The organism is Corallococcus sp. AB049A, from assembly GCF_003668885.1.
Taxonomy (GTDB): Bacteria; Myxococcota; Myxococcia; order Myxococcales; family Myxococcaceae; genus Corallococcus; species Corallococcus interemptor.
Genome location: NZ_RAWL01001116.1, coordinates 1 through 444, shown reverse-complemented (window position 1 = coordinate 444; position 444 = coordinate 1). Strand labels below are relative to the sequence as shown.

At 67.8% G+C, this 444-nt stretch carries 1 protein-coding gene; it reads right to left on the bottom strand.

Annotation, left to right across the window (positions count from 1 at the left end; genetic code table 11):
- Positions 1 to 345: tetratricopeptide repeat protein (locus D7X55_RS46490; protein WP_147470501.1), on the bottom strand; the 345-nt coding region annotated here is incomplete at its 3' end.
- Positions 346 to 444 lie beyond the last annotated feature (99 nt).

Sequence of the window (444 nt, the reverse complement as noted above, 5' to 3'; positions counted from 1 at the left end):
AAGAGACAGGTACAGGCCCCAGTCCAGGCCGGTGTCGGCCGCGCGCCGGTACCACACCGCCGCCAGCGCCAGGTTGACCGCCGTGCCGTGGCCCAGCTCATGGCAGCGGCCGAGCATGTTCATCGCCATCGGCGCGCCGTTGTTGGCGGCGGTTTCGTACCAGAGCAGCGCCGCCGAGGCGTCCTGTGCGGTGCCTTTGCCTTCCATGTGCATCTGCGCGAGCAGCAGCTGTGCATCGACCTGTCCAGCCTGCGCAGCGTCGCGCACGCGTGCGAACGCGGCCTGCGGATCGTGCTGCAGCAGCTCGGCCAGGGCGTCGCTGTCGATGGGGGTACGGGTTGCCATGGGGTGAGTATCGCCGGAAACAAAAACGGCGGCAGGAGAGCCTGCCGCCGTGGTGGAGCGAAGCTACATCAGAACTTCACGTTCAGTGCCAGGGTGGTC